The 16458-nt window shown below is 70.3% G+C and carries 12 protein-coding genes; 6 read left to right on the top strand and 6 right to left on the bottom strand.

Translation table 11 applies throughout. The features are described from left to right. Positions 1–108 precede the first annotated feature (108 nt). The 5 genes from RIN75_RS32935 to RIN75_RS32915 all read right to left on the bottom strand — a co-directional run bounded on the left by RIN75_RS32935 (position 109) and on the right by RIN75_RS32915 (position 3741). Positions 109–303, bottom strand: a complete 195-nt coding sequence (locus RIN75_RS32935; protein ID WP_309115973.1) for a hypothetical protein — start codon at positions 301–303, stop codon at positions 109–111. 11 nt (positions 304–314) lie between these two features. Then, the gene (locus RIN75_RS32930) at positions 315–848 is read right to left on the bottom strand and encodes a hypothetical protein (RefSeq protein WP_309115972.1); all 534 of its coding nucleotides are present in this window, start codon (positions 846–848) and stop codon (positions 315–317) included. Positions 849–1107: 259 nt separating this feature from the next. Then, positions 1108–1419, bottom strand: coding sequence for a sigma factor-like helix-turn-helix DNA-binding protein (locus tag RIN75_RS32925; protein ID WP_309115971.1), 312 nt, complete (start codon positions 1417–1419; stop codon positions 1108–1110). 469 nt (positions 1420–1888) lie between these two features. Continuing rightward, positions 1889–2164 (bottom strand): zinc finger protein, encoded by a 276-nt coding sequence (locus tag RIN75_RS32920; protein WP_309115970.1) that lies wholly within the window; start codon positions 2162–2164, stop codon positions 1889–1891. Positions 2165–3180: 1016 nt separating this feature from the next. Further along, positions 3181–3741 (bottom strand): hypothetical protein, encoded by a 561-nt coding sequence (locus RIN75_RS32915; RefSeq protein ID WP_309115969.1) that lies wholly within the window; start codon positions 3739–3741, stop codon positions 3181–3183. Positions 3742–4687: 946 nt separating this feature from the next. Between RIN75_RS32915 and RIN75_RS32910 the strand changes: the two genes are divergently transcribed. The 5 genes from RIN75_RS32910 to RIN75_RS32890 all read left to right on the top strand — a co-directional run bounded on the left by RIN75_RS32910 (position 4688) and on the right by RIN75_RS32890 (position 11876). After that, a complete protein-coding gene (locus tag RIN75_RS32910; protein ID WP_309115968.1) occupies positions 4688–6025 on the top strand; it encodes a helix-turn-helix transcriptional regulator in 1338 nt (445 codons plus the stop codon). 122 nt (positions 6026–6147) lie between these two features. Next, positions 6148–6987 carry an aminoglycoside phosphotransferase family protein gene (locus tag RIN75_RS32905; RefSeq protein ID WP_309115967.1) on the top strand — a complete coding sequence of 280 codons (840 nt, stop codon included), beginning with the start codon at positions 6148–6150 and terminating at the stop codon, positions 6985–6987. 616 nt (positions 6988–7603) lie between these two features. Beyond that, positions 7604–8488, top strand: a complete 885-nt coding sequence (locus tag RIN75_RS32900; protein WP_309115966.1) for a trypsin-like serine protease — start codon at positions 7604–7606, stop codon at positions 8486–8488. A gap of 594 nt (positions 8489–9082) precedes the next feature. Then, complete coding sequence (locus RIN75_RS32895; RefSeq protein WP_309115965.1) at positions 9083–10408, top strand: tetratricopeptide repeat protein; 1326 nt, start codon at positions 9083–9085, stop codon at positions 10406–10408. A 1036-nt stretch (positions 10409–11444) separates the two neighbouring features. Further along, on the top strand, positions 11445–11876 hold the full coding sequence (locus tag RIN75_RS32890; RefSeq protein WP_309115964.1) for a helix-turn-helix transcriptional regulator: 432 nt from the start codon (positions 11445–11447) through the stop codon (positions 11874–11876). Positions 11877–12129: 253 nt separating this feature from the next. Here RIN75_RS32890 and RIN75_RS32885 read toward each other — a convergent pair whose 3' ends face one another. Next, on the bottom strand, positions 12130–15462 hold the full coding sequence (locus RIN75_RS32885) for an error-prone DNA polymerase (RefSeq protein WP_309115963.1): 3333 nt from the start codon (positions 15460–15462) through the stop codon (positions 12130–12132). 301 nt (positions 15463–15763) lie between these two features. Between RIN75_RS32885 and RIN75_RS32880 the strand changes: the two genes are divergently transcribed. Next, positions 15764–16150, top strand: a complete 387-nt coding sequence (locus RIN75_RS32880) for a hypothetical protein (protein ID WP_309115962.1) — start codon at positions 15764–15766, stop codon at positions 16148–16150. Positions 16151–16458 lie beyond the last annotated feature (308 nt).

Below are 16458 nucleotides of genomic sequence, written 5' to 3'. Positions count from 1 at the left end.
TGGCCACCAACTCCCGCTCGACGAAGGCAAGCGCAGATAACAGGCAGGTGGCCGTGATCGCGGAACCAGTCGACTGCCTGCGCGGCGGACTCGAAGTGCCCGTCGTGGCTACACGCGTCCGGCAGCCGTGTCCTCCACGGGAAGGTGCGGTGGCACCGCGTGGTGCGCCGCGATCGCAGACAGGGTGAACCAGCAGGGGTAGCGCACCAGCGCATCGCGACACCGGTCCGCCGCCCTGGGATCCCACACGATCGACACGGTGACCTCGTCGTGCTCGATCCGCTGGCCGCGCCCGGCGGTCACGAGGTGTGGCGTCAGTAGGCGGGCAGGAGCCCGGCCTCGGTTGCCTCATCCAATTCGTCAGGCACCCGCTGCGCGCCGGTCTGGTTCGGGTAGAACTCCCGGGTGAGCGCGACGGCTCTACGCCAGCGCACCTGCCACTGGCCCGGGTCGACCTCGCTGCGCCACCGCAACACCCGGGCATGCCCCAGCGGCAGGGTGATCTCCAGAAGCTTCTGCGCCTGCTCCGAGTTCATCGGGCTCAGTGGGTTGCAGCGCAAGGCGAAGGCGCAGGTGATCAGCAGCGCCTCGCTGTAGGGGCCCAGGGCCTCTTCGGCGCGGCTGTCGTGCTCAACCGGCACGTGACCGACTATCCGGTCCGGCACGGTGTCCACCGTGCTGGTGTCCAGTGGCGCGGTGTCGATGACGTGGGCAGTCCACTCGCCGGCCGGTGCGGATTCCGTCACACCGGTCGTCTCGCGTTCACCGCGGAGGTCGCCGAGCGACGAAGGAGCAGCTGCGCGGGGAGGCACGCCGCCCGCTCGTGCTTGCGTCGATGCCGGTGCCACCGCGTGTAACCGTGGTCCTCGGTGAACACCGGCATCGCGGTGATCGAGCAGCGGCCTGTCTGCGGACGCGGAAGCTGGGGAGGCGCTGGCGTGACTCGGGAAGACGGTGGTCATGGTGGTCGGCTCCAATGGGGCTGGTTCGAACTGGGACGTGGCGCTCGCTAGGAAGTCGGGTGCCGGCGAGGCGGTTGTGCGGTCGGAGGCCATGACGAACGTCTCCGGACAGGTGTGACCGGTGCGTCGGTCATCGACGGACGGGTCAGCTGCGTGCGAGCGCTTCGCGCAGCGCCGTCAACGCGCGGGACTGGGCGACGCGCACCGCACCGGCACGTAGGCCGATCACGTCTCCGGTTTCTTGTGCGGACATGCCCAACACGACGCGCAGCACCAGGATCTCCCGCTGTTGCTCGGGCAGCGTGTCCATCAGCCGCACCATGCGTGCGCCCGGCTCGGCTTCCGATATCTGCCCGATGTGTCCGCTGTCGGACAGCGCGGGCCGTCGGGCGGCCCGGTCGCGTGCCGCCGTCCGGTAGGCACCATTCACCTTGTTCGCGGTGACGCGGTAGACCAACGCCAGGAACGGCCGGCCCGGTTCGCGGGCAGTCGCCAGCGCGGCGAGCGCCGCCAGGCAGACCTCCCAGGACAGTCCGACGCCATGCCCCGGTGAACGGCTTCGCCGTCTGGGGCCGAGTCTCGCCCGGCAGTACCGCGTGATCCAGGGTTGGAGCAGGGGCCACCAACCTCGCGACGCTGTGCGACTCGCCAGTGAGTGCGGCCTCGGCTGAGCCGTCGACCAGGGTGTTCAGAGCGTTGGGCCCCGTTGCGCCAGTACCCCGTCCAGTCGACGCCGAGTTCGTGCCGAGGTGCTCGGCAGGTTCGTTTCGGCAGGGCCGACCGGGAGTCGAGGATGCCGCCCGGTCCTGGCCTGGCGGGACGTGGTGCTCCATGAGTGCCTTTGGTCGTGGTGGTCTCGGATTCCGAACGCGGGGCGGCACCCAGGAGCACCCGGCCTGACCGGGTCGAATGTCCGAGGTGACCGGTCATCGCCGCCCGCCTGCCGATGCGTCCGCCGGCATCTCAGGTGAATAGGCTGGCGCGTCCAGCAGTGCCTGCCGCTGTGACTGCTGGGGGATACCGAGAATGGAGCGCCACGCCGATTCGCAGCGGGCGCAGGTCCTCTCGGTACCCAGTTTCCTGTCGGCGTCAACGGTCAGTTCCACTTCACACAACGTGGTGGTGACCTGTCCGCCAACGGCTCGCTTGGGGATCGCGTGCCGCTCGCCGTTGTGCGGGTAGTAGCGGAAGGCGGCGCTCAAGGCCTCCGCTCCGTCCACGAGGGCCGGTGCGCATCGGCAAGGACCCGGTGCGCCCGAGCAACGCCGGAGGACGGGGTCGGGGCGCCGGAACGGGGCAGGGTGTCGTGATGCGGGATAGCCGGATTCACAGAGGGTCGACTCCCATCCGGTTTCGGCGCGATGGCTTCTGTGAGGTGGTGTCCCGCGTCGCCGCCCTGCCACCACGAGGACCTGTTCCCGATTCCGTCTCGACGTCCTGCAAGCGGTGTTCCCGCCCGAGGACTGATCGCGGGACAGTGGGTGGCAAATTCGACGGATCAGCACCGCGGGAGGGCGTGCGGCGTGGTGTCCGCCGTGGTCGAGCGGAGGCCCGCTGGCCGGGCGACGCGGGACACCGAGGACCGGCGCTCAGGAGGCTTAGCGGACGAGGCGCCCCACTCAAGGGGGAGCTGCGTCAGGGCCGGATCGCTTCCTGCCGCCGGAGGCTCAAGGCTCGGGTGGGATTGTGTGCGAACGTCGGAGCGAAGTGGTGTGGTAGCCAGCTCGGGTCTCCGGGGTCCGGTCGCCGCGTCGGCGGCTACGGCCGCGGCGGGATTGCCGTGGTGTGGAGGCGTTCCGGTCCCGTGGTACTGCCCTGCATCGGAGGGGCGAGGCGGTACCACGGGAGCTGTGGAGAACGACCCGCCTCGGGGGAAGAGGGGCGGGTTCAACCAGGCTGGGTAGCTGCGCGCTGATCGCCTCGACGGCGCGCTGCCTGCGTCGGGCACCGAATGCGCCCGGCATGGCGCACACAGCGCGCACCAGGCAAAAGCCGCAGACCACGACAAGGTCCAGGCCAGCGACGACACCGAGCGGCGCAGAATCGAGCAGGAAGGCTACCGGGAGCAGTAGCACCCCGGTCAGCAGTGCGATGCGCCCGGTTCTGCGGCGCTCAGGTTGCACGACAGGCGAGGGTGCAAGTTCGTCGGCGTTGGCGGTCATGTGGCGCTGTCCTCTCCGAAGGAGCGCAGGTGGGCGAGCGGTGGGAAGGGGTCCGACTACATGCCTCTGAGGGAATCGAGTACACGGGCCAGGTACCTCTGAACCTCCTCGGGATCGACCTCGTCGGGGTCGGCCAGCAAAGGGTTGTTGGTGCCCGTGAGCTGGTTGACGACTGATAACTCCTCGGTGGGTTCGTCGTAGGTCGCAGAGCGCTGGTCGCTCCCCACTGCCTGTCCGAAGACGGCAGGCAGCGTCGGGTGCGCCGCCGTGGCCTCCAACTCGGGGTGGAACAGGTCGTGAACCGATGCGCCGGTAGCGGTTGACGGGATGTCAGCCGGTGATGCGACGTCGGCGGGCAGACGGCCGAACACAGTAGTGCGGTCCTCCTCGCAGTCCACATGCACCTGCGCAGGCGCGGCAGCGGGACCGGTGGGCTCGTCGCCGAGCTTGCTGGGCGGGACAAGGGTTTGCACGGGCGCGGATGGCGCGGGCAGGTCGGGCAGAAGCGTGGCGCCCGACGCGGAAACGTCCTCCTGCGTCGGGCCGGTCTCGCCCCGCCGGGGCCACCAACCTTCGCGGATGGGGCTGTTCCAGCAGCGGGAGTCGCTTACCCGCATCCAATGCCTGCCGGACACGCGCAGAGTGGGTGGGGTGCAGCAGGCTGGTGAGCTGACGGCGGTCGGCCCACATCCAGTCCTGCACCTCACTGCGGTACTGCGGCCGCAGGAGCAATTCGATCGTCTCGGCCTCGACCGGGTCGCAGTCGAACACCAGATGCAGCCCCGGCTCGCGGTGCACCCGCGTACCCGGCAATACCGGCCGCTCGAAGACCACGACAAGCACCGCAGTGGCGACCACTTCGATGGAGAGCAGCTCCCACAGCACCGTTCGCAGCCCCGGTCTCGGCGACGCCCCGACTGGCAACAACCCTCCGGGTAGGCACCACAGAAGGTCGTCGTCCCACTGACGGGCAATGATCAACACCCGATCACTGTGGTCTCGCAGCAAAGCGGAGGCCCACACGGAGTGCGTCCGGACGTGCAGCACGGGGGAATCCACAACGGCTCGACTTCCGATCCACAGCCAGCCTGGTTAGGCGTGGGACAGCCAGAAGGGTTCGACCGCCGACGCAAGCCACTGGACAGCTGGTGGTGGTGCGGTCGCGGTACGCGTGCCGACAAAGCAGCCGCCAACGGCGATGCCAGCCACCACACCTCCCTGATAGCGCGCCTGGCGAGCGGACTGATGGACGCGGTGTCCGGCGCCGTGTATCCCAAGGTGCTGCGGCGTCGGGGTAATCGCAGCCTGCCCTTCGGGTGTCGCGGCGCCGGACGCCGCTGGTGTGAGCCAACCTGTCCGCCCTTTTGCGTACCAGGGCATCCGCCCCGGCAATGACCCGGCATTTGGGCCGGCACCCGGCGCGGAGATGTCGGCTGAACCCGGCATCGACGGCCGTATGGTGGATCCGACACCCCCGTTCGGGTGGCGGTGCCTTGTACCGGACCGGACGACGTCACGTTCTAGGTACCGTGGTGCGCTCCAACGGATCGGGTGGGAGGCTCCGTGGCTGCGAAGGCTTCTCGTGGGGAGCTGGCGTCGCCGCTCGGCGAGCTGCTGTCGCGTCTCGGGACGCAGGCCGAGGTAGCCGAGTTGCTCGGGGCGAGCGTCGACACCGTGAGTCGATGGGGTCGCAATCGAACCCGTCCTGATCGGGCAAACGCACGGCGACTGCTTGACGCCGTCCGGTCAAAGCTCGCTCCCACGATGACGAGCCAGGAATTGGATTCGATCATCGCCGGGCAGGCGAGGTTCACTACCCCAGATGCGACGTCGGGCAGCCCAATTCCCGGACCTGCCGACTGGCCACCCAGCGCCGATGTGGAGAACGCGGTATCTGGAGCCCAGGAGTTGGCCGAGTTGCTGGGTGGCAGAGTCGTCTCCGACACGACGTTGGACCTCTGCTCGCGTCAGCTGACGCGGTTGTCCACCGAGTTCGTGCACCGGCCGCCGGAGGTGTGGCTGCCTCCGCTGCTGACCCTGTGGAAGCAGCTGCGAAAGATCCTGCTGGCAGGCACGCATCCACGGCAGACCCGGCCGCTGTACGTGTTGAGCGGCATGACCAGCGTGGTGCTGGCGCACGGTTGCCACGTCGTGGGCAACTCCGACGAGGGCCTGGTGCTCGCCCGAACGGCGGAAGGGCTGGCTGAGGCCATTGACCACCACGAGCTGACCGCGTGGGCCCTGGGCACCCGGGCGCTGATCACCGACACTCTGACCAAGCGCTCCCCTGTCGACGACTCGCCGCTGGATCTGATCGATCGAGCGCTTGCCCTGCTGGGATCCTCCCGCAGCACGGGCCTGGTCCGTCTGCACCTCTACCGAAGCCGGTTCGCAGCCAAAGAGGGCAGCCATCACGTGGTGATGGACGCCCAACGCGACGCACTGCGGGCACGGGAACTGGTGGATGAGGGAACCGGTGACCTCGACGCGGTGGGAGGGGTGCTCACCTTCCCCCGCGCCAAGCACATGGCCTTGAGCGCGGGGGTCAGCGTAATGACGTCCCAGTTCGATGAAGCCCGCCGCGCCGCGGACCTGGCCATCACCGCCTATGAACAGGGACCGGAGACGGAACGCTCGCTGGGTGACTTGGCCATCGCCCGGCTGGACAAGGCCACCGCCGAAGCCGCCAAGGGGCAACTCGACGCGGCGGAAGCGGCCGCACGGCCGGTGCTGGACCTGCGTGACGCCGATCAGATCGCACCCTTGATGCCCGCGTTGCAGAGGTTCGCCCGGCAACTGGGCGCCCGCGAGATCCGAGGCCGCACCACGCGGGAGCTTCGGGAGCAGATTGCCGGGCTGGGAGGGTCCCGCGGTTTACCGGGGGGAACAATTCCTGCGTGACCTGCGAGCCGTCCTCCCTGCCGGACCCAGCCGCCGAACAGCCACCCAAACAAGGTGAACAACCCTCACATGAGGGATACTCGGCCCTCTCTGCCATCCGTGCGGCGTGTGCCGACCTCGGCTTGGACGCCAGAGACGCCGGCGTCATCCACGACTACGCCACGACCGTGGTCGTGATGCCCGCCGAGCACGCGGTCGCCCGTGTCGGCGTTGGCGACCACACGAACGACGCCAACAGGATGCTGGCGGTCGTCCGATGGCTGATCGAGCAGGACTTCCCAGCACCACGCCCCCTCGACGGTCTGGCCGCCACGCACATCCGCGGTCGGACGATCACCTTCTGGCGCTACTACCACCAGCCCGTCTCCAGCGAAGGGCCCCCGCTCGACTCGGCCGCGCTCGGTGAACTCGTCCGCCGCCTGCACAGCCTGCCCGAACCACCGGTGAAGCTGCCCACCTGGCGCCCGTTGCTCTCGTTGGAGCAAATGGTCTCCGACTCCGGCTCGAATGCGGTGCTGTCGCCCAGCGATCGCTCGTGGTTGCTTACCCGCATCCCCGCCCTGCGCGCCGAACTGGAACGCATGGACATGCCGCTGGGCTTCGGACTCATCCACGGTGACGCCTGGGCGGGCAACCTGATGGTGGACCCGGCGCGGCACACCGTGCTACTGGGCGACTGGGACTCGATAGCGTTCGGCCCACGCGAAGTCGACCTTGTGCCCTCCTGGCACGCCGCCCGCCGCTACCGGAACAGCCCGACATGGGCGACCCGATTCGCGGACCGCTACGGCTACGACCTCTCCAGCTCCCCGGCGTTCGATCTGTTGATGGAGATGCGTGACTTCGTCCAACTCAGCGGTCCACTGCGCCACGCCGCACACTCACCGCGCCACGCCACCGCACTGCGCCAGCGCCTCGACGGCACCCGCGCCCGCGACACCCATCACTGGTACGAGTTCTAAGTCTGCATCCCAGGCGAGCGGCAGCCGCACCCATCCGTACTCACCTGCGATGCCGGGTCGAATGCCGGGATGCCGGGTAATTGCCGGGTAATTGCCGGGAACGATGCCGTGGTGTCAACGCCATGATCGCGATTGGCTATCGACTGTTGTGACAGACCGGACAACGGCTTCGAGGATCGGATCGCGATGCAGGCCACGCTCGGTGCCTCCCACGCTCGGCACCCCGGCTCACCGACGAGGATCGACACCAGACCTCTCCGGCGGACCGTTTGTCCGGTCACGTCTGCGACAAGTGATGGCTGAAAGGCGTCTTCTGGACATGTGCGCACGGCCACGCAGTACGTCGGTGCCGCCGCGTGCAAGTACTGGCGCTCGTGCCTGTGGCGTGCAGAGACGTCCGTCCCTTCGCCTCGAACTCGGTACCGAACTCAGCGGCCTGACGACGTCCTCGCGAAGCAAACGCGGGCCGCGTACACGACGCCGCGCGCGCGACAGGTTCGCGTCCTAGCGCTGCGGTGCGCCCTGTTCAGACCGCGTCGACTGCCAACGTCGACACCAGCGATCTTCCCGGGCTTGCCCGGCTTTCCCCAGATCAATACGGATGATGAGGAGTCCCTTGTCCAGACTCGTACAGCGGGCGTTGACCGCCTTGCTCGCCGCTTCCGCGCTCTTGTTCGGCTGTGTCCCAGCGGCCATCGCCCAGACCAACGTGCCGCCCTCGGGCGACGTCGGTACCAGTGTGGTCGGCGGAACCCCGGCCTCGCAGTACTACCCCGGCCTCGCCGCAGTCGAGTACGACTCGCCCGAGTTCAACCGGGACGACTGGCAAACCTGCACCAGCACACTCATCCAGACCGAGCCGGCCCGGACCGGTGAACCGACCCGGGCCGAGTGGGCGGTAACCGCCGCACACTGCGTGACCAACCTTCCCCTGATGGCCGCCGAGTCCGGCTTGTGGCCGCGCGAACTCTACGCCCCGCCGGTGCAGCAGCGGCAGTTCCAGTTGCGTGTCGGATCGGTCGACCGCACGCAGGTGCCGGCACTGGCCGTGTCGGCGATCGTGGTCAACCCGTGGTGGGAGTGGATCCCCGGCGGACCGAAACCGGTCGAGGAGAAGTCGGCTGCCGACTTCGCGTTGGTGCGGCTGGCCCAGCCCGTGACACTGCCGACGTCGCAGCGTCCCGCGCAGCTCGCCACCACCGAGCCGCGACCGGGTACGCCCGTGCGGATGGTGGGCTGGGGCCGGACCTCCAACGGCTCGGTGCTCGTGGCGGCGGTCAGCCGCGGCGGCGCGGAAGCCTGCGGCATCACTCCTGACGCTCAGCAGGGCGTGGCGTACTTCGAACCGTGGGTCCGTGCGGTGACCAGCAAGGACAGCAAGCTGCGCACCGACCTTCCGCTGACCGACGCCATGGGCGGACCGATCGGCCACCCGACGATCCGGATCACCACCACCGAGCCGGTGAAGCTTCGCGACCGCCTGCCCCAGTTCGCCGTCTGACCCACCCGTAACGTCGGCCCCGCCCAGCCGCGACCTCCGCAACACCCGAAGCCGCCAAGGACACACGCCGGAGCCCCCGCCCGGTTCGCGTGTCCGCCCCGAGCACGACGGCATCGGGGTACGCCCCGGTGACACGGCATCCCCCGGCTCGCCGTGCCGCCACCCCTAGGCGGCACGGCGAGCGCCCTAACGCCAGCACGCCAACACGCCGCACAGCCGAGCACTCAGCGCCTACCTGCACGTGCCGCGATGTGCACAGGAGCAGCACGTGTCCCACCGTGACGGTCTTCTCACCGCCGTCGACCCCCGCGAGTCCGGCGTCACGCCGCCGCCCCGGCCACCTCGCCCGGTCGAGTCGGACCCGGTGGGCACCGCGTTGCTGCACGGCGCGCCGGCCGACCGACCGCCCGCCCGGGTTCCCGTCGTCCGCGGCCGAGCACGACGGCATCGGCGGGCCGCCCTGGACGCCAGGACGCAACGGCGACCGATGCGCCCACCCACCGGCGGGCACGGCTCGTCGGTCGACTTCCGCCCATCCCGCCGGACAGCGGTGGCTCTGTCCACCGGTCCGGCCCCAAGCCGAAGGAACACCTCGTGACCGATTTCCCGACCGCCGCCGCACAGTGGCTTGCCGACCGGCATGACCTGGTCCCGGGCAAGGAGTTGAGTGTGGGGGTGACGGCGGCGCTGCTCGGCGGCACCGACGCGCTCACCGAAGCTCACGCCGCACTCGCCGCCCACGTCGACGCGGGACTGCTCATCCCGGTCGACGACATCCCCGCCGGCCAGGGTTTGCCGGGGTCACCGGCACCCCGGTTCCGCCGAGCCCCGGTGGCGCCCTCCGATGCACGACCCCCGCACGACGACGTCGACCAGCAGGCTGCGGAACGGGTGGTGCGGCACGTGCTGCTGCACGCCACCGCGGCCGCCGAGGCCTTGGGACCCGGCAAGTACCGGCCGTTCGGCGACGAGCTGACACGACTGCCGCGGTTCGACGGCGAGACCGACGCGATGGCGTGGTTCGGCCTTGAGGGCGACACGGTGCTCGCCGTACTACGCTGGGCGTGGGAGCTGGGCATGGAGGTCGAGGCAGCGCAGTTCGGGCCCGCCTGCTGGCCCTGGCTGCGCGTCACCCGCCGCTTCGAGGACCAACTCGCCGTACAGCAGCTAGCCGCCGTGGCGGCAGAACGGCTCGACCACATCGCCGCCAGCGCCGCGCATTCCAGGTCCGCGTGGGCGCTCACCGCGCTGGGGCGACCCGAGCAGGCCCTCGCCGTCGTGGCGCGGGCGCTGGAGGTCGCCGACCGGCACCGCCATGACTGGTCCCGGGCCACCGCATTGACCACCCGCGGACGGGCCTACCGCGCGCAGGAGCACTTCGACGACGCGCTGGCCGACTTCTACGCCGCCCTGGAGATCGACAAGCAGCGCCTGGTGACCGCGCCCGACGGCACCAGGACTGCCCCCCACACCGCGATCGGCTTGCGGTGGATGGAGATCGCCGACACCCACCTCGCCCCTGGGTTCGTCGACGGAGCCGAAGCGCTCCGCGCCGCCGACAACGCGCTCACCGCCCTGTCCCGCGACCCGCGCCGACGTCGGGAGACGCTGCGCGCGCACCTGCTGCGGGGCCGCGCGCTCAACGTCACCGGCAAGCCCGACATGGCCGTAGAGGCGCTGCGCGTCGCCGACGACCTGGTCGACCCGGCCACCGACCACTACTACCTCGCCGCGATCCAGCACTGCCGGGGCGACGCTTTCGCGCTGCTGGGCTACACCGACCGGGCGAAGGCCGAACACCGCGCGGCGGCCGACCGCTACGACATGGCCGGTCACCACGACCTCGCCGCGCAGCTACAGCGACGCCTGGAGGGCCGCGACGCCCCAGACCCGGATGGACCTCCGCAACCCGAGGCCTGACCCGACCCACCGCACCCAGGACCCCGGCCAGCTGCCCGACCGCGTTGGCCCAGCCCCTCTTCGTGCACAAGGAGATCGCGATGCCCCCCGCCGTGTCCGACCGTCCACACAGGACCCGTCCGGTTCCCGCAAGCAGCCGACGACGTCCGGACCGCGCGACGGTGTGCCGGGTGCTGGCGGGGCCGCCGCCCATGTCACCTCAGGAGGTAGAAGGATCATGAGCAAGCCAGCGGGGGCGCGCGTCGCGTCCATCAACCACACCGCAACGCCTTTCGCGTCCACGTACTGCCCGCAGTGCGTCAGCAACCCGGGCCACAAGGGTGCGTGCTGGCGAATCCCCGGGCCGGGTGGGCGCGGTCCTCGGCCGGTGTGGATGCAGGTAGGGGTCACCGCTCGCGCGGCCAAGCCGCTGTCACTCAGCGCGCGCTAGATGGCCGGGCGCCTCAACTGCGGCGATAGCGGTGTCGTAGTGGAGACCTACATCAAGGACAACGGAACGATTGGGACACACACCTTCCCGTGTCCCGTGTGCACCAAGTAGGCCCCTTGCAAGCAACGGCCCCGTCCGGTTCCGTACCAGGCGGGGCCGTAGGGACACCGTTGCTTCAACGGGGTAATACACCTGGTCAGCGGGCTGGCTGTATCCGCACTTTGTAGGTAACCAACCCCGGTCGTTGCGGAGTCCGGTAGGCAGCCGCTGGCCGCTTGGCTCGGTCGAGCGGCGATTGCCCCCGTTCTCCCCGAGTCGGCGCGTCGTGCCGCGGGCGAGGAAGTGCCGGAGGTACCGAATTTGCCTCGCCGTCGCGTGACACACCTCAGGCCGCCAACGTCCTGGGACGACACCACGGCGCTCATCACGGAGACCGTTCCCATGATGGTCAGCCCCCACCCACCGACAGCAGCACCCTCCCCGGTCCCACCGCCGGTCGCCGGCGTCGGCGTCGATCACGCCACCGCACCGGCGGCCGACACGGCCACCCAACCACCACAACGGGCCCACGGCACGAGGCAGAGCATCACCATTGTGCGGAAGGTCGTGCTGCTCTACGTCTGCGACCGCCAGTCGATACGTGAGATCGCTGCAGATCTGAAGCTGACCTACGGCATCGTTCACCGCATCCTGGACAAGCGAGGGCTTCTGGGACTCACCTCGCGGACTCGGCACGTAGAGCCTGCGTCGGAACACGAGACTGCGCTGCTCCAGCAACTGGGCAACGCCTTTCGCGGTGCGCGGTTGGCGTGCAGGCTCAGCACCCAACAGCAGGCCGCCCAGGTCACGGGTCTCTCCCAGCCCACGATCTCCAAGATCGAGGGCGGCAAGCTGCTGCCAAACCTGCGCGACGTGAGCCGCTTGGTTCGGTGCTACCGGATCCCGCCGGCCGAGGGGCACAGACTGATCGACCTGGCCACGACGCTGCACCAGCTGCGTCGAGCACGGCATCACAAGCACACCACCGGAAACGGATAACCCCGTGAAAACCGAATCCTCCCACTCGCCGTCGCCGCTCGCGCAATTTCTCATCGACGAGATGGCCAGGCGCGGTCTGGAACCCGGTGCGATGGCCCGGGCCCTGGGCGTCCACCCCTCCCGGCTGGAGTCCTACCCGAGCAGCGCAGTGTCACTCCCGCTGCCAAGTGGCAGCATGGTGGCAGACAGACTCAGATGAGATCTGGCAGCAGGTTTTGCGACCCTACATCTTCGCGGTGGTGCAGCTCCGGCGCTACCGGAAGCTTCGCGTTCTCCCCACGATGGCCTCCGACACGTTCATCGGGCGAAGCTGGTCGGCGGTGACGTTGACCGCGCCGCCGGCGGTGTCGACGATGCCACGAACCAGCAGGGCACGGGCGTCGCGGGCGTAGACGCGGGCGGCCTTCCACAGGCCGGGGCTGACTACGACGTTGAGCATCCCGGTCTCGTCCTCAAGCGACAGGAACACCACGCCCCCGGCGGTGGGCGGCTGTTGGCGGTGGGTGACCGCGCCGCCGACCAGCACGCGGGTGCCGTGTGGGATGGCGGGCAGGTCGGCGATCGGGACCGCGCCCTGCCCGGCGAGGTGGGCGCGCAGCAGCTCGACCGGGTGCGCGTCCGGGGTGACACCGGTCCAGCGCATGTCCGCTGCGACCAGTTCCCACGTGCCCATGCCGGGCAGCGGCGGGGCGTCGACCGCGCCGCCGGTGCCCGCCAGGACACCGGGCTTGTGTTCGCGGGCGGCGGCTCCGGCCTGCCAGAGCCCGGCGCGGCGGTCGCGGGTGACGCCGTCCAGCGCACCCGCGCTGGCCAGTGCCTCCAGCTGGGTGGTGTCCAGGTCGGCGCGGCGGGCCAGTTCCGCCAGGTCGCGGTAGGGGCCGTCGGCGTCGCGGGCGGTGACGATGCGCTGGGCTGCGTCCTCGCCGAGGTCGCGGATCGCGGCCAGGCCCAGCCGCACGGCCTGTCCGCCCTGGCTGTCGGGGTGCGGGGTGAGGGTGGCGTGGGCCAGGGCGGTGTTGACGTCGGCGCGCAGGACGCGGACGCCGTGGCGGCGGGCGTCGGCGACCAGGGACTGCGGGGTGTAGAAGCCCATCGGCTGGGCGCGCAGCAGGGCCGCGCACAACGCGGCCGGGTAGTAGAGCTTGAGCCAGGCGCTGACGAACACCAGGTGCGCGAACGCCAGCGAGTGGCTCATGGGGAAGCCGTAGCCGCTGAAGGCCTGCACCTGGAGGAAGATCTTGTCCGCCAGGTCGCCGGTCACGCCGTTTCTCGCCGCGCCGGCGAAGAACCGGTCGCGCAGGCGATCCATTTTGGACTGCGCACGTTTGGAGCCCATCGCGCGCCGCAGCTCGTCGGCCTCGCCCGCCGAGAATCCCGCTACGTCGATGGCGATTCGCATGACCTGTTCCTGGAACAGCGGGACTCCCAGCGTGCGGTCGAGCGCGCCGGCCAGGAGGGGATGGTCGTGGTGCCACAGCTCGCCCTGGCGGCGGCGGATGTAGGGGTGCACGGAGCCGCCCTGGATCGGGCCGGGCCGGATCAGCGCGACCTCGACCGCGATGTCCCAGAAGGTGCGGGGCTTCAGGCGGGGCAGCGTGGACATCTGTGCGCGCGACTCCACCTGGAAGACGCCGACCGTGTCGGCGGCGCACAACATGTCGTAGACCGCCGGGTCGGCCAGGTCCAAGTGGGCCAGGTCGACCTGGACGCCGTGGTGGGTGGCAATCAGGTCGCGGGCGTAGCGGACCGCGGAGAGCATCCCCAGGCCGAGCAGGTCGAACTTGACCAGGCCAGCGGTGGCGCAGTCGTCCTTGTCCCACTGCAACACCGTCCGGCCCGGCATCCGGGCGCGTTCGACCGGGACCACCTCGGCCACCGGCCGGTCGCAGATCACCATGCCGCCCGAGTGGATGCCCAGGTGCCGAGGGAAGCCCTCCAGCTCGGCGGCCAGGCGCAGGACGTCGGCCGGGATCGGCGGCGCGCCGCCGACCACGGCGCGGTCGGTGGCGGTGTCGCGGACGACGCTCCACGAGTCCACGCTCTTGCTCCAGGCGTCCTGGGTGCCGGGCGGGTGGCCGAGGGCGTGCGCGGCGTCCCGGATCGCCGAGCGGGCGCGGTAGGTGATGACGTTGGCGACCTGGGCGGCGTGGCGGCGGCCGTACTTGCCGTACACGTGCTGGATGGCCTGCTCGCGCCGATCGGACTCGATGTCGATGTCGATGTCCGGCGGCCCGTCCCGCTCCACCGACAAGAACCGCTCGAACAACAGGTCCCAGCGCACCGGGTCCACATTGGTCACCCCGAGTGCGAAACACACCGCCGAGTTCGCCGCCGAACCGCGGCCCTGGCACAGGATGTCGTTGTTGCGGCAGAACTCCACGATGTCGTGCACCACCAGGAAGTACCCCGGGAAGTCCAGCCGGTCGATGATGTCCAGCTCGTGCTCCAGCTGCGCGTACGCGCGCGGGTCGTCCTCCGGCGGCCCGTACCGCTCCCGCGCCCCTGCCAGGGTGAGTTCCCGCAGCCACGTCGACTCGGTGTGCCCCTCGGGCACCGGGTACGGCGGCAGGCGCGGCGCCACCACCCGTAGGTCGAACGCACACTCCATGCCCAGCACCGCCGCCTGCCCGACGGCGCCGGGGTAGCGGGCGAACCGCGTGGCCATGCGCTCGCCGCTGCGCAGCCCAGCCTGCCCGTGCGGCGGCAGCCAGCCCGCCATCGCCTCCAGCGGCAGCCGCGACCGCACCGACGCCATCGCCGCCGCCACCCGCCCGGCGCGCACGTGCGCGTAGTGCACCTGGTTGGTCGCGACCACCGGCACCCCCGCCTCGGCTGCCAACCCCGCCAGCATGTCGTTGCGCACCGAGTCGCCGGGCAGGGCGTGGTCGACCAACTCCACCGCCACGTGGTCACGGCCGTACCGGTCCACCAACTCCCGCAGCCGGTCGCCCGCCGCGGCCGGCCCGTAGGCCTCTAGCGCGCGGCGCACCGGGCCCTTCCGGCAGCCGGTCAGCACCAGCACGTGCCCGACCAGTTCGTCCACCACCTGGTCCGGGTCATAGACCGGGCGGCCCTTCTCCGGCCCGCGCAGGTGCGCGTCGGAGATCACCGAGCACAACCGTCGGTAGCCCTCGGGTCCGCGTGCCAGCACCAGCAGGTGCTCGCCGTCGGGGTCCGGCACACCGGTCCGCGCAGCGCCGCCCAGGCTCAGCTCCGAGCCGTAGATCGTGTGCACCCCGAGGTCCCGGGCCGCTTCAGCGAACCGCACCACCCCGTACATCCCGTCGTGGTCGGTCAGCGCGACCGCGTCCAACCCCAGCCGCGCGGCTTCCTCCACCAGCTCCTCGGGGTGGCTGGCGCCGTCCAGGAAGCTGAAGTTGGAGTGCACGTGCAGCTCGGCGTACGGCACCCGGACCACGTCGCCGTGGCTCTCACGGGTCACCCGACGCTCGGCCAGGTCCGGTGCCCGCACGTAGCCGTCCCGGCCGCGCGGACCCGCCGACCGGTGCCCGGCCGCGTCGACCCGCCCCGACAGCGCCCGCTCCAGGTCACCCCACGGCAGCTCCGGACGGCTGTCGAAGCCCACGCGCACACCTCTCCCCACGACACCGCCGAGGGGAAGTCGGCACCTGCTAGTCCAACTGGTCGAACACCAGTTCGAGGAGATTCTTACCCGTGAGGAATGCTCACGCAACCCGGTCGGAAGACCTCACGCGGGCGAAGCCGCAGTCGCGCCGTCCGGCTCACACCAGCAGCGGCACGACAGGGCCGGCCTAGAGGGCGACGGGTGCCCCGGTGCTACCGTGGCGGCGAACTCGCTCCCCGCGCAGGCGGGGGAACGGCGTGTGCCACTTCGCCACGCCATCCCTTCGCACCAGGAGCGCGCAGTGGACGACCGCAACACCGCCGACCCCGATGTCGGCGAGGACTACCTGTTCCGGCTCGTCGCAGAGTGGACCACCGATCAGTGCGCCGCCTTCGGCGATGCCGTCGCCGACTGGATCGTCGGCCTCGTGCGGGCCGGTGACCTCGACGGCCATCTCGCCGACCTCATCGTCAACACGGGATCACCACGCGAATACGCGAAGTTGATTCGGGTGCGTACGGCCACGGCGCTCGCGCTCGGACCCGGTCAAGCCCGCGACTACCCGCCGCCCGCCGTGCACGCGGCGCTGTCGGTGTTCCCGACACTGGACGGGGTCAGCCCGCGCTCGCGCCAGATCATCACCAGCCTCATCCAGGGGTTCTACGTACACCAGGGTCAACGGTCCTGATCTACGCGCCGCCCTGCCTGCGCAGCCGCGCATGATCACCGCGAACCGACGTGTCCGGTGTCACCGCTCGCGACCGTCGGCCGTGAGCGGTGACACCGGAAAGCCCAAGGTCTGGCCGGCCGATGCCGTCGACGCGGGTGGTCACCTGGAGGCCGCTCGCTTGGTTCGGCGCGCGGCGAGGACCTGCACGGTCAGCGCGACCGCGAGCACCACCACCGCGTACACCGACCACCAGCCCGACTGCACCAGGCTCGCGGCCAGCACCAGCAGCAGCGCCAGGTTCAGCACCGACCGCACGGTCAACCCGC

It is taken from the genome of Saccharothrix sp. (assembly GCF_031180885.1).
Taxonomy (GTDB): Bacteria; Actinomycetota; Actinomycetes; order Mycobacteriales; family Pseudonocardiaceae; genus Actinosynnema.
This window is presented reverse-complemented; position numbering and strand designations above follow the sequence as displayed.